At 62.1% G+C, this 13,224-nt stretch carries 14 protein-coding genes; 11 read left to right on the forward strand and 3 right to left on the reverse strand.

Annotation, left to right across the window (positions count from 1 at the left end):
* Positions 1 to 63: 63 nt before the first annotated feature.
* Complete coding sequence (locus AB8B02_RS07725) at positions 64 to 1,248, reverse strand: DUF2865 domain-containing protein (protein ID WP_439063598.1); 1,185 nt, start codon at positions 1,246 to 1,248, stop codon at positions 64 to 66.
* A 230-nt stretch (positions 1,249 to 1,478) separates the two neighbouring features.
* Positions 1,479 to 1,784 carry a hypothetical protein gene (locus AB8B02_RS07730; RefSeq protein ID WP_089267154.1) on the reverse strand — a complete coding sequence of 102 codons (306 nt, stop codon included), beginning with the start codon at positions 1,782 to 1,784 and terminating at the stop codon, positions 1,479 to 1,481.
* A gap of 302 nt (positions 1,785 to 2,086) precedes the next feature.
* Between AB8B02_RS07730 and cysS the strand changes: the two genes are divergently transcribed.
* From cysS to AB8B02_RS07745, 3 genes are all read left to right on the forward strand, one after another.
* Entirely contained in the window at positions 2,087 to 3,481 is a 1,395-nt protein-coding gene (cysS, locus tag AB8B02_RS07735) for a cysteine--tRNA ligase (protein WP_439063599.1), read from the forward strand.
* A gap of 115 nt (positions 3,482 to 3,596) precedes the next feature.
* On the forward strand, positions 3,597 to 4,091 hold the full coding sequence (locus tag AB8B02_RS07740; RefSeq protein ID WP_093758913.1) for a GNAT family N-acetyltransferase: 495 nt from the start codon (positions 3,597 to 3,599) through the stop codon (positions 4,089 to 4,091).
* A gap of 34 nt (positions 4,092 to 4,125) precedes the next feature.
* Positions 4,126 to 4,518 carry a VOC family protein gene (locus AB8B02_RS07745; RefSeq protein ID WP_439063600.1) on the forward strand — a complete coding sequence of 131 codons (393 nt, stop codon included), beginning with the start codon at positions 4,126 to 4,128 and terminating at the stop codon, positions 4,516 to 4,518.
* Positions 4,519 to 4,524: 6 nt separating this feature from the next.
* Here the strand turns inward: AB8B02_RS07745 and AB8B02_RS07750 are convergent, their stop codons facing one another.
* On the reverse strand, positions 4,525 to 5,130 hold the full coding sequence (locus AB8B02_RS07750; protein WP_092151626.1) for a TIGR00730 family Rossman fold protein: 606 nt from the start codon (positions 5,128 to 5,130) through the stop codon (positions 4,525 to 4,527).
* A gap of 209 nt (positions 5,131 to 5,339) precedes the next feature.
* On the opposite strand from AB8B02_RS07750, the gene AB8B02_RS07755 reads away from it, so the two are divergent.
* The 8 genes from AB8B02_RS07755 (at position 5,340) to AB8B02_RS07790 (ending at position 13,131) form a co-directional block, all read left to right on the forward strand.
* Positions 5,340 to 7,295 carry an ABCB family ABC transporter ATP-binding protein/permease gene (locus tag AB8B02_RS07755; RefSeq protein ID WP_439063601.1) on the forward strand — a complete coding sequence of 652 codons (1,956 nt, stop codon included), beginning with the start codon at positions 5,340 to 5,342 and terminating at the stop codon, positions 7,293 to 7,295.
* 132 nt (positions 7,296 to 7,427) lie between these two features.
* Complete coding sequence (locus AB8B02_RS07760) at positions 7,428 to 7,820, forward strand: endonuclease domain-containing protein (protein ID WP_349636631.1); 393 nt, start codon at positions 7,428 to 7,430, stop codon at positions 7,818 to 7,820.
* Positions 7,821 to 8,519: a phosphatidylserine decarboxylase gene (locus AB8B02_RS07765; RefSeq protein WP_439063602.1), complete on the forward strand. Its 699-nt coding sequence runs from the start codon at positions 7,821 to 7,823 to the stop codon at positions 8,517 to 8,519. It begins immediately after the preceding gene.
* A gap of 122 nt (positions 8,520 to 8,641) precedes the next feature.
* The gene (gene pssA / locus AB8B02_RS07770) at positions 8,642 to 9,517 is read left to right on the forward strand and encodes a CDP-diacylglycerol--serine O-phosphatidyltransferase (protein WP_439064609.1); all 876 of its coding nucleotides are present in this window, start codon (positions 8,642 to 8,644) and stop codon (positions 9,515 to 9,517) included.
* A 173-nt stretch (positions 9,518 to 9,690) separates the two neighbouring features.
* Entirely contained in the window at positions 9,691 to 10,410 is a 720-nt protein-coding gene (locus tag AB8B02_RS07775; protein WP_309944514.1) for an RraA family protein, read from the forward strand.
* Between the two features lie 150 nt (positions 10,411 to 10,560).
* Entirely contained in the window at positions 10,561 to 11,289 is a 729-nt protein-coding gene (locus tag AB8B02_RS07780; protein WP_439063603.1) for a class I SAM-dependent methyltransferase, read from the forward strand.
* Positions 11,290 to 11,502: 213 nt separating this feature from the next.
* Positions 11,503 to 12,276, forward strand: coding sequence for a motility protein A (locus tag AB8B02_RS07785; RefSeq protein WP_068730581.1), 774 nt, complete (start codon positions 11,503 to 11,505; stop codon positions 12,274 to 12,276).
* Positions 12,277 to 12,306: 30 nt separating this feature from the next.
* Positions 12,307 to 13,131 carry an OmpA/MotB family protein gene (locus AB8B02_RS07790; RefSeq protein ID WP_315841660.1) on the forward strand — a complete coding sequence of 275 codons (825 nt, stop codon included), beginning with the start codon at positions 12,307 to 12,309 and terminating at the stop codon, positions 13,129 to 13,131.
* Positions 13,132 to 13,224: the final 93 nt, after the last annotated feature.

Consider the following 13,224-nt stretch of genomic DNA (forward strand, 5'->3'; position numbering starts at 1 on the left):
TCCGAAGCTGGACGCAAGGGCCGTGCCGTCGTCGCCCCGCCTGGCCCGGCGAGGACCCGAGGCTTAACGCGGCGCGTTGTTCGGCAGGAATTGCGGACCGACCGTGCGGATCTGGCCCGGTGTGGACGGCGCCGCCGGTTGCGCGGGAACTGCTGCTGCAGGCGCCTCCGGTGCTGCGCCCTTCTTCAAGGCGGCAGGCGTGCCCTTTTGCGGCTGCGACATCCGCTTGGCACGTTCCTCGGTGACGATGATGTCGCCATTCTCCGCTGCCGATTTGTCGTCGACATTCTTCAACGCTTCGGACCACGTCTGGCCTTGCGCCTTGCAGGAGCACGACGGATTGAATTCGGTGCGATACTTGAAAGCGTTCGGCGACGACGAATAGGGCTGTCCCGAAACCGAGACGGCCGAGTTCATGTCCTCGCCGGGATTGCGATAGGTGAACAGGTTGGCGTCGGAGGCCGGGCAGAGGTTCTTGCAGGTCCGCTCGTCATCGCCGAAACGCGCGGGGATCGTCGCGAACGAGATCGGGAAATAGAAGCCATCGCAGGTGCGCACGCAGACGGTGCGATAGGTGCCGGACGGAACGGGCGACATATTGCCGTCCAGCGGCGCCGCGCCGGGGCTTGGCTCGTTGTTGCCGAACAGATTGCTCAGGAAACCGCCGGGGCCTGAGTTCTGTGGCGCGGCGCGCTGCGCAGCGGCGGCGTATTGCGGGCCGCAATTGTTCTGCGCGAGGGCCAGCAGCACCGAGCGGCGCTGGGTATCACGGTCCGAACTGCCGGGCGTGCCGACGCGCAGGCGTTCGAGATTGCTGGTGATCTGATCTAGATTGCCGCGCATCTGCTGGATCTGATTGTTGACCGGGCCGCATTGCTGCGACTGGCCATTGAACAGCGAGAAGAAGCCGGAACTGTCGCAGCCCATCCGCTTGGCCTGTGCCGAGACGCGGTCGAGCTCGCTCTGCTGCTTGGACGCGGCGTCCTCATAGCGGCGAAGCTGTTCGGCGCGTGCGGGATCGAGGCCGTTGCCGCGATCGATGGTCGCGAGCTGCGCCTCAAGGCGCCCGCACATCGGATTGGCGGAGCCCTGCTGCTGCGCCTGGCTCGGCGGATAGACCTGCTGCGCGGGATAGCCCGGGGGCGGTCCGTTCTGCGCCGATGCAGGAGTGCCCAGCGACAGCGCACCAACCAGTGCGGCACCAACGAAAGCCCAGCGAGAAAGGGAAGCAGTCACAGTGTCAGACATATCCGGCCAATGCGCGAGTCAGAAGCGAGCGAGACAGAAACAAGCGGGGTGGTGCGGCATCGCGCGTCGATACCGCCGCCAACCTCTCGCCGACGTTGCCAGACGCGCGCGATGAAAATGCGGCGGCGAACGCGGCTTTCCATAGCTGCTTCTCGCGGCAGGGTCACGTCGTTTCCGGGGCCTCACTGTGGCCGCAGGCATGACGCAAGAAAGTCGCAGGCCGGGGGATGTCAGCGCTGGCAGGTAATTGCAACGAATTCGTCGCATTTGCCGTGATGGCAGGCGCTGCCTGACGTCGGGACCGAGCCGGTCACTTCATCGGGATCGACGCGGCGATAGGCGACTGCCTGGTCGAAGGCGCGCGATTTGCAATAGGACAGGGCGGCATGCGCGCCGCACTTCTCGCCGCGGGCGAGGCACTGGTCGATACCGTAACCGTCAGACTGGTTGGCGATGATGAAGACGCGGGAATCGGCAAAGGCCGAGGAAGCGGCCAGAACAAATGCCGCCGTCAGAACGACTGAAATGGATTTCATAACTCACCGAATGAATGAGGAAATTCGCCCTCATTCGATACGCCCAAAAGATTAATAATCATTAACCATGGGCGGGGTAGCGATGGATTGAGGCCGAAATCAGCCCTTTGCGGCATAGTTCCACACCCTTGACGGGCCACCTGGGGTTGCCCCATGGTGCCCCGATGAACGGTTCTCTCGCCATTTGTGGCATTTGCCGCGAGATTAAGAGCTAGCGATTCGCTGGCTGAGGCCGTCTTTTCTCACACGAGATCAATCTCAAGAGGGATGAGAGGACGCCCGGCCGCTAGGGACGGACATCCATGGAACTGCGCCTTTACGACACCCTGACCCGCGAGAAGCGCGTCTTCACGCCGATCGATGCCGACAACGTCCGGATGTATGTCTGCGGGCCGACGGTCTACGACTTCGCCCATATCGGCAATGCGCGCCCGGTGATCGTGTTCGACGTGCTGTACCGGCTGCTGCGACACGTCTACGGAGTCGACAAAGTCACCTATGTCCGCAACATCACCGACGTCGACGACAAGATCAACGATCGCGCGTTGCGCGATTTTCCGGGCTTGCCGCTGAACGAGGCGATCCGCCGTGTCACCGAGACCACGGCCAATCAGTTTCAGGCCGACGTCGCAGCGCTGGGCTGCCTGTTGCCGACAGTGCAGCCGCGGGCGACGGACTTCGTGCTGCCGCGACCCGACGGCAAGACCGATATGGTGACGCTGATCAGGGAATTGATCGCGCGCGGCCACGCCTATGAGGCTGCGGGCGAAGTGCTGTTCGACACCCAGTCTATGGCCGACTATGGCGCACTCTCCGGCCGCAAACTTGAAGACCAACAGGCCGGTGCGCGCGTCGCCGTCGATGCGCACAAGAAGCATCCGACCGACTTCGTGTTGTGGAAGCAATCATCCGCCGAAGAGCCCGGCTGGGAGAGCCCATGGGGCAGGGGCCGTCCGGGCTGGCACATCGAGTGCTCGGCGATGGCGGAGGCCTATCTCGGCACGATCTTCGACATTCATGGCGGCGGCCTCGACCTGATCTTCCCGCATCATGAAAACGAAATCGCCCAATCGCGCTGCGCGCACGGTACGCATGCGATGGCGAATTACTGGATGCATAACGGCTTCCTGCAGGTCGAAGGCGAGAAGATGTCGAAGAGCCTCGGCAATTTCTTCACGATCCGCGAATTGCTGCAAGATTGGCCGGGCGAAGTGCTGCGCCTGAACATGTTGAAGACACACTATCGTTCGCCGATCGACTGGACCGTGAAAGGTTTGGAAGAAAGCGCCAAGACGCTCGATGACTGGTATTGGGTCGCGGCGGATGCAACAGGTGGCGACGTCTCCGACAAGGTGATGGAGCCGATGTTCGACGATCTGAACACGTCGCTGGCTGTTGCAGCGCTGCACGGTCTTCGCAACAGTGCGGCCGCAGGCAATGACGGCGATCGCAGCCAGTTTGCAGCGTCGTTGCGTGCGCTCGGTTTCCTGTCGGAAACGGCTGCTGCATGGAATGGACGCAAACAACAGGCCAGCGGGATCGATGCAGCAAAGGTCGATGGTTTGATTGCGGATCGCACAGCCGCGCGGGCCCGCAAGGACTTCAAGGAGTCGGATCGTATTCGCGACGAACTTGCCGCCATGGGCGTCGTCATCAAGGACTCGAAGGAAGGCACCACCTGGGAGATCGCGCGATGAGCCGACCCGACACACCGTTTCCAAAGCACTGGAAATATTACATCGCCCTCAAGTGGGCATTGATCATCGGCGCCATCGCGCTGGCGCTGAAGCTGGTGGATTTCTGGTGAGCGCGATGGGCGAGGCGAAACCGGCATTGCGACCGTTCCTGCCGGATGACACCGCAATTGCGGCTGCGATCTTCGTGGCCAGCATCGAGGAATTGACGGGCGACGACTACAGCGAAGCGCAGCAGGAAGCCTGGGCTGCAACGGTCGACGACGAAGTGGCCTTCGGCAAGCGGCTGGCGTCGCAACTCACACTGATTGCGACGCTGGACGGCGTTCCGGTCGGCTTTGCATCGCTGAAAGGCGCCAATCACATCGATCTGCTTTACGTGCATCCGAATGCGGCCCTCCAGGGTGTGGCATCGCTGCTGATCGATGCGATCGAGAAGCTCGCAGGTGCACGCGGCGCCAAGCTGCTGACCGTCGATGCCAGCGACACCGCCGAGCCCTTCTTCAAGAAACGCGGATATATCCCGACACAGCGCAACAGCGTGCCGCTGAATGACGAGTGGCTTGCCAACACCACGATGCAGAAGACGCTGGGCGAATCCGGGGCGTCGTAAATCGAATGACGAAGGCGGGGGAGGAGGAAGACCGATGATCGATCACATCTCCATCGCGGTCAGCAATCTCGAACGGGCCGTAGCATTCTACGAGCGCAGCTTCGCGCCGCTTGGCATGACCCGACTGGTGACACGTCCGGCAATGGTCGGGTTCGGCAAGAGCTATCCGGAAGTCTGGCTCAATCTGCGTGCAGGCATGGCGCCGCTACCGCTTGATAGCGGTGTGCATCTTTGCCTGCGCGCGAGGACGACGGATGAGGTTGATGCGTTTTATGCGGCAGCCATCGCCGCTGGCGGGGTCTCGGAAAGTGCGCCCTCGCTGCGGCCGCATGATCGCGTGCGCTACTATGCAACTTTCATCGCCGATGCCGATGGTAATCGCATCGAGGTGGTGACGTTCCCGAAGGACGACGCCACCACGTCGTAGCAGGTCTCAGAGCCGCGTCGCGACGTCCGGAGCCAGCTTCTTGGCTTCGTCGGAGGCCAGTGCCGCAGCGGTGCGGAGCCGGGGCAGGATGTCTTCGGCACGGTCGGCCGTCAGCACGTCCAGCGGGAGTGTCGGCCGGATGAAGGCGGTCGAGCGCATGTGTTTGAGCAGCTCGAGCAGCGGCTCCCAGAAGTTATCGATATTGGCCATCAGGATCGGCTTGCTGTGGCGGCCGAGCTGCTGCCAGGTGAGCTGTTCGACCAGCTCTTCCAACGTGCCGATGCCGCCGGGCAGGGCGACGAAAGCGTCCGACCGCTCGAACATCAGCCGTTTGCGCTCATGCATGTCGTGGGTGACAATCAGTTCCTGGGCGGCGGTCAGCGCGTTTTCGCGCTTGGTCAGGAATTCCGGGATGATGCCGGTGACCCGTCCGCCATTGTCCAGCACGGACTTGGCTACCGCGCCCATCAGGCCGATGGAGCCGCCGCCATAGACCAGGCCAATGCCTTGCTCGGCCATGATCTTGCCGAGCGTGACGGCTGATTCGACGAAACTGGGATTGGTACCGGGGCCGGAGCCGCAATAGACGCAGATCGTTTTAATTGTGCTCATGAAATCCATGTGGCACTGCGGGATAACACCGTCAAGACACGGAATGAACGCGATACGGGAAATTCCTGCCCGGGACACCTCTCTACAGGGAAAAGAATGCTCCGCGAGGGTGCGACGTTCCCGCAAAGCGCCTATATGCATTCTAATGAAATCGACCTCCATTTTGAGCCGGCCCCGGGCCGCAGCTCCGTTCGTTCCAGGCGCCGTGCATGTCTGATTCCGATCCCGCGCTGAACGACGAGACAGCTCCCAATCCGGCCTATATCGAGCGCGGCACCCTGTTCGGAACGCTCGCCCATTTGTGGCCCTATATCTGGCCGGGCGACCGCGACGACCTGAAGATGCGCGTCGTCTGGTCGATGCTGCTGCTGCTGGTCGCCAAGGCGGCCACCCTGACGGTGCCGTTCACCTTCAAATGGGCGATCGATGCGCTGACCGGCGCCGATACGGCTCCGGTCCAGTCCTCGAACTGGACGCTGTGGCTGATCGCATCGCCGGTCGCCATGACCGTCAGCTACGGCGCGATCCGCGTGCTGATGGCGATCTTCACGCAGTGGCGCGACGGCATCTTTGCCAAGGTGGCCATGCATGCGGTGCGCAAGCTGGCCTATCTCACCTTCGTCCATATGCACGAACTGTCGCTGCGCTTTCATCTGGAGCGCAAGACCGGTGGCCTGACGCGTGTGCTCGAACGCGGCCGCGCAGGCATCGAAGTCATCGTGCGGATGGTGATCCTGCAACTGGTGCCGACCATCGTCGAGCTGTTGCTGGTGATGGGTGTGCTGCTGTGGCAGTTCGACTGGCGCTATGTGCTGGTCGTGGCGATCACCGTGGTCGTCTACATGTACTATACGTACCTGGCGACCGAGTGGCGCATCGCCATCCGCCGCAACATGAATGAGTCCGATACCGAAGCGAATACCAAGGCCATCGACTCGCTGCTGAACTACGAGACGGTCAAATATTTCAGCGCTGAAACGCGCGAGGCCGAGCGCTATGACAAGACCGTTGAGCGTTTCGAGCGCGCCAGCGTCAAGACCTATACGTCGCTGGCTGTGCTCAATACCGGTCAGGCAATCATCTTCACGCTCGGTTTGACATCGACGATGCTGATGTGCGCGGTCGGCGTGCGCAACGGCACCCACACGGTGGGCGATTTCGTCATGATCAACGCCATGATGATCCAGCTCTACCAGCCGCTGAATTTCATGGGCATGGTGTATCGCGAGATCAAGCAGGCGATCATCGACATCGAGAAGATGTTCGGTGTCCTGAACCGCAATCCGGAAGTGAAAGATATTCCGGGTGCGATGCCGCTGTTGGTGACATCGGGCGCTGTGCGCTTCGACGATGTCCGTTTCGCTTATGACCCGGAGCGGCCGATCCTGAAGGGGCTCTCCTTCGATGTGCCGGCCGGCAAGACCGTCGCCATCGTCGGCCCGTCGGGCGCCGGCAAGTCGACGATCTCGCGGCTGCTGTTCCGACTGTATGATGTATCGGGAGGCACGATCTCCATCGATGGCCAGAACATCCGCAATGTCACGCAGGCCTCGCTGCGCCAGTCCATCGGCATGGTCCCGCAGGACACCGTGCTGTTCAACGACACCATCCGCTACAACATTCGCTATGGCCGTTGGGACGCAACCGACGCGGAGGTCGAGGAAGCCGCCCGTATGGCGCAGATCGACCCGTTCATCCGGATGTCGCCAAAGGGCTACGAGACCGAAGTGGGCGAGCGCGGCCTGAAACTCTCCGGCGGCGAGAAGCAGCGCGTGGCCATTGCGCGGACCGTGCTGAAGGGCCCGCCGATCCTGCTGCTCGATGAAGCGACGTCGGCGCTCGATAGCCATACCGAGCAGGAGATCCAGGACGCGCTGGAGAAGGTCTCGCAGGGCCGCACCTCGCTGGTGATTGCGCATCGGCTGTCCACCATCGTCGGCGCCGACGAGATCATCGTTCTCGACCAGGGCCGTATCGCCGAGCGCGGTACCCATGGTCAGTTGCTGGCCGCGGCCGGTCTCTATGCCAGCATGTGGAACCGGCAACGCGAGGCCCAGGAGGCCCGTGAGCGGCTGGCCCAGATCGGCGATGATGCCATCGCCCCCAATCGCACCCCACCGCCGGTCGATGACGACCGGCTGATGACGCCTGACGCGGCGGAGTGATTCTTTCTCTTTCCCTCGCCCCCGAGCGCGGCGAAGCTGCGCTTGGCGGGAGAGGGTGGATCGCCCGCGTTAGCGGGCGAGACGGGAGAGGGGGGCATGGCGAGGGATCAGGCCAAAGCTTTGCGCGCCAACATGACGGATGCCGAGCGGCAGCTTTGGTATCGGCTGCGCGCCCACCGATTTCAGAGCTTCAAATTCAAGCGTCAGGTGCCGATTGGGCGATACATCGTTGATTTCGTCTGCCTTGAACGGCGCCTCGTCATTGAGGTCGATGGCGGGCAGCATGCTGACAGCAAACCGGATCAAACCCGAGACCAATGGCTTCAACAACAAGGGTTTCGCGTTCTGCGGTTCTGGAATAATGAGGTGTTCAACAACACGGATGGAGTGCTTGAGGTGATCGTTGAACATCTTGGCCATTCCGCGCCAGCCCCCTCTCCCGGCACGCCGCTACGCGTCGCGCCACCCTCTCCCGCCTGCGCAGCTTCGCTGCTTGGGGGAGAGGGGAAGAAAGATAGAGCTTAAATGTCCATCGCAAATTCCATCCGTGGCCAGATCCCGCCGATCCACAAGGAAGGCTATCCGTTCATTGGCGCCTTTGCGCTGGCGAGCCTGGTGCTGTTCTGGATCTGGACGCCGCTGGGCTGGATCGGCACGTTGCTGACCGTCTGGTGTGCGCTGTTCTTCCGCGATCCGGTGCGCGTGACCCCGACCCGCGAGGGTGTCGTGGTGTCGCCCGCCGACGGGAAAGTGTCGATGGTGCAGCCGGTGCTGCCGCCGGCCGAACTCGGCCTCGGCGACCAGCCGCTGCTGCGCATCTCGGTGTTCATGAGCGTCTTCAACGTCCATGTGAACCGCAGCCCGGTGGCTGGCCGGATCGAGCGCATTGCCTATCGGCCGGGCAAGTTCATCAATGCCGAGCTGGACAAGGCGAGCGAGGACAATGAGCGCAATTCGCTGGTTATTTCGACCCCCGGCGGCCGGATCGGCGTGGTGCAGATCGCCGGGCTTGTGGCGCGCCGGATCGTGTCCTTCGTGCGCGAGGGCCAGACCCTGAGCGCCGGCGAGCGCTTTGGCCTGATCCGTTTCGGCTCCCGGCTGGATATCTACCTGCCGGAAGGCAGCAAGGCGCTGGTGGCCGTGGGGCAGACCGCGATTGCCGGCGAGACCGTGCTGGCCGATTTCCGGATCGGTGACGGCGGCCGCACCTACCGCGTCGATTAACCCGGGTGATAACCCAGGGGTGATGGCCGCGGGGGTGATTAACCCCGATTTCCTGCCGGTTTGAGCGGCAGGACGCCACAATGGCGGAACAGCGTGGGATTTGCTAGGATCACGCCATGCAAATGCCTCCTGACCAGTCTCCCGAGACGCGCCGCCGCCGGTTCCGGACCATTCCGATCCGGATGCTGGTGCCGAACATGATCACGCTGCTGGCTATCTGCGCCGGCCTGACGGCGATCCGCCTGTCCACCGAGGGGCGGATGGAACTGGCCGTGGCGGCCATCGTGTTCGCCGCCGTGCTCGATGGTGTCGATGGCCGTGTCGCCCGCATGATCAAGGGCCAGTCCAAATTCGGCGCCGAACTCGACAGCCTGGCTGACTTCGTCAATTTCGGTGTGGCGCCTGGCCTGATCCTGTATTTCTGGCAGCTCCACGATCTCAGCAATGCCGGCTGGATCGCCGCGATGGTGTTCGCCATCGCCGGCAGTCTGCGGCTGGCGCGTTTCAACGCCACCATGGACGATCCGGACAAGCCGGCCTTTGCCGCGAACTTTTTCACGGGCATGCCGGCGCCGCTGGGCGCGCTCACCGTGATGCTGCCGATCTATCTGGGCTTCCTGGGCACGCCGATGCCGCCGGCCATCCTGACGACCCTTTACACGCTGCTGGTCGGCTTCCTGATGGTGTCGCGGCTGCCGGTGTTCTCCGGCAAGGCCGTGAACATGCGGGTGCCGCGCGAGCTGGTGCTGCCGGTGTTCGTCGGCGTCGTGCTCTTCATCGCGCTGCTGATCGGCTACCCCTGGCACATCCTGTCGGCGCTCTCGATCATGTATCTGCTGAGCCTGCCGCTGGGCTGGAAATCGTATCGCGATCAGGAACGTGCGCTCGCCGCGCAGTCGGTGGTCCCTGTCGATCCGGCGGGGCCCCATGCATCGCCGCCCTATACGCCGGGTGCACCTGAGATCGCACCGGATGATCGGCCCGCACGCCTGAACTGATTATCCATCTCGCGAACAATTCATGCAGCCGCTTTCCCCCGCGATAGCAGCCACGACGAAAGCGGCTGCATTTCGTTTTGGGCATGCACTGAAGTCGGCTATATCCGAAGTCACTCAGCGACGACGACGTCCCGCGAAGACGGGATGCGATAATCACCCACAGGAGAAACGCCGTGACGAATTCCGCGACCGGTCCGCTGCCCGCATCCGTTCTAGAAGCACTGGGCCGCTACGACACGCCGACCATCTGCAATGCGATGGAGATCGTCGCCCCCGATCGCCGGCTGATCGGCTACACCACGCGTCCGCTGGTTTGTCCGTTTCCCAATCTGCCGCCCATCGTCGGCTATGCGCGCACCGCGACCATTCGCGCGACCATGGCGTCCGGTCTGCCTGCCGCGGAGCAGAAGGCGCGGCGGCTCGCTTACTACGACTATGTCGGTACGGGCATCGGTCCGCGCATCAGCGTCATCCAGGATATCGACGGGCCCGACGCGGGCTATGGCGCGTTCTGGGGCGAGGTGAACAGCGCCGTCCACAGGGCGCTCGGTTGCCTCGGTGTGGTCACCGATGGCTCGATCCGCGATATCCCGCAATGGGCACCGGACTTCCAGGCGCTCGCCGGCACGATCGGTCCGTCGCATGCGCATGTGCATGTGAGCGAGTTCGGCAATGAAATACGCGTTGCCGGCATGAGTGTCCGTTCGGACGATCTGATCCATGCCGATCAGCACGGTGCGGTTGTGATCCCGCTCGATGTCGCCGCGAAACTGCCGGAAGCGGCAGAGCTGTGCGGGCGGCGGGAGACACCCATTCTCGATATCGCGCGCAGCCCGTCATTCACGCTCGAGAAGCTGAAAGAGGCGATGGCGCGCTCGTCGGAAATACACTGAAATCCGGGGCTATTAAGACTAACGATAAAGGTTAGATGCCGATCAACCCGAACCAGCTCCGGTTGCTTGCGCGGCCGGAGGGCTTCGGGCTAACTGCCGGTTCCGCCGTAAAAACGGACATTGGAGACGGTATTGCCTCAGACCAAGGATATGAAGAAAGCTTGGAATGAGCGTGCAAATCGTGACCCGTTCTTTTACGTCGAGACCGAGTTGTGGGATCACGATCCCGAAAAATTCTTCGCACTCGGACGCGAACGCGCGACGCTGCTGATCGACCCTGTTCTTGCAAAATATGCAGTTGATCCCGTCGGCAAGACGGCGGTCGATATCGGCTGCGGTGTCGGACGTTTCACGCAGGCGCTTGGCCGGCGTTTCACCAGGGCTGTTGGCATCGATGTGTCCGACGTCATGGTGGAAAAAGCGAAGGCGGCGGCAGCGGCGTTCAGCAATCTCGACTTCGTCGCCGGCAATGGCGTCGTGTTTCCCTTAGCGTCCGAAACTGCCGATTTCGTGTGGTCATATGAGGTCTTTCAGCACATGCCGTCGCATGACGTCGTGAAGGCCAATCTGGTCGAGGTTGCCCGCATCCTGCGTCCATCCGCGCTTGGACTCATTCACTTCCGAACGGCGCACGAATATCCGACGATCCTCTGGCATATCGCCAAGTTCGTCCCGACGCCTGTCATCCAGCGCCTGAAAATGATGCTCGGTAAGGATCCGCTAACCGCGGACACGTCGTGGCGCGGTGCAAAGCCGTTGCCGAAGAATACGATCGCGGACTTCTGCGTGGCCGCCGGCCTCAAGCCGATCGAGTTTCTCGATGACCCGACCCACGCGCCGGGATCGCGTACTTTCGTGGTCGTCCAGCGCGCTGTTTGACGCCGCGCAATCGCCCTCAATCGGTCTGCTGAACGAACTTTCCGTATCGTTCCACGCGTGCACGCACGTCATTAATCTGTCGTTAATGAACCGTGAAGCGGTAACGCGTCCTTAATCGCAGTATCGCTAAGGTACCTTTGCGCGGCCTGATCTCGAGGCGTGCCGCCGTCCAGGACGGGCGTCGTTCGATACGTGTATAGCGTCGGAGTTGACATGGATATCACAACACTCGTCGGTTTTGTCGCTGGCATCATTGTGCTGTGTACCCTGGTCCTCATGGGCGGCAGCTTCGGGATGTTCTACGACATCCACGCCGTCATCATCATTTTCGGTGGTTCGTTCGCCGCGACGCTGATCCGCTTTCCGCTCTCGTCCATCCTTCATGGCATTCCGCTCGGCGCCAAATTTGCATTCACGCTGAGCCGCCTGAACGCTCGCGATCTCGTTGACGAACTCGCCCGCATCGCGGAAATCGCGAGGAAGCAGGGACCGGTCGGACTCGAAAAAGTCGAAACTGATGACGCATTCCTCGCCAAGGGAATCCGCTTCGTTGCCGACGGTTACGATCTCGAATTCATCCGCGACAATCTCGAGCGCGACCGCGACAATTTCCTCATGCATCTCGATGAAGGCTCGAAGATCTACCGCGCCATCGGCGATTGCGCGCCGGCCTTCGGCATGATCGGTACGCTGCTGGGCATGGTGCAGATGTTCTCGAACATGTCCGATCCGTCCAAGCTCGGCCCGTTCATGGCCGTCGCGCTGCTCGCTACATTGTACGGCGCTATCGTCGGCAACCTGATCTGTTTGCCGATCGCCGACAAACTGCACGTCAAGGTGCTCGATGAGGAGACCAACCGCACGCTCATCATCGACGGCATCCTGATGATCCGCGACTCCAAGAGCCCGGCGCTGGTCCGAGAAATGCTGCTGGCCTATCTGCCCGAGAAGCACCGCCATGACGAAAGTGAGCCGGTCCCAGCGTAACACACTGGAGGCAGGCTCGGAGCACGTCCGATGGCGAAGAAAAAACGCGGAGAAGCACACGGCGGCCATGGCTGGTTCGTGACCTTCGCCGACCTGATGGCGCTGCTGCTCAGCTACTTCGTCATGCTCGTGGCATTCTCCAGCCCTGACGGCGCCAAACTCAAGATCGTTGCCGGCTCGGTCCGCGAAGCCTTCGGCGTGCAATCCGATGCGCGTTATTCAGGCGTGATCGAATCCGATGGTCTGCCGACGCGCGGCCAGACGAAGAACAAGGACCATGTGTCGCCGGACGATGCGTCCAACGTTACCAGTCCGAGCGAGAAGGGCGGCCGTCCCGCGGGCGCCAAGCTGAAGATGGACCGTGAATTCGCGCTCGCCTCGGCGTCACTGCGGCAGGCGCTGCAGGACATGCCGGAGATCAACGAGATCTCCAAGAACATCATGTTCGAGGAGACCAAGCAGGGCCTCAATCTGGAAATCATCGACCAGAACGGCCGCTCGATGTTTGCTGACGGATCCAAGGTTCCCTATGAGCGCACACGTCTGTTGCTGCAGAAGCTCGCCGGGCCGCTGAAGGCAACACCGCTGCGCGTGGCTATCGTCGGTCACACCGCCGCGGGCTTCGTGCCGGCGCGCAGCGAATACGATGCATTCGATCTGTCGGCCGATCGCGCCAATGTCGTTCGGCAGATTCTGGAACGCGAAGGCCTGCCGTCGTCCCATATCTTCTCGGTGTCGGGCAAGGCAGACAGCCAGCCGCTATTCCCCGATGATCCGACCATGGCCGCCAACCGGCGGGTGACCATTACGCTGATGCGGGAAGACCCTCCGCTGCCGCCAAACCTCAAGCCGTAAAACAGTCAATTCCTTTTTTACTGCTCCAGCCTCTTTTTTTGCTGGGCAATGCCGATTTTTGCTGCGCTCCCGATAAGCGATCTGCGGCAGGAT

The sequence above is a fragment of the Tardiphaga sp. 862_B3_N4_1 genome (genome assembly GCF_051811085.1).
In the GTDB taxonomy this organism is placed as follows: domain Bacteria; phylum Pseudomonadota; class Alphaproteobacteria; order Rhizobiales; family Xanthobacteraceae; genus Tardiphaga; species Tardiphaga robiniae.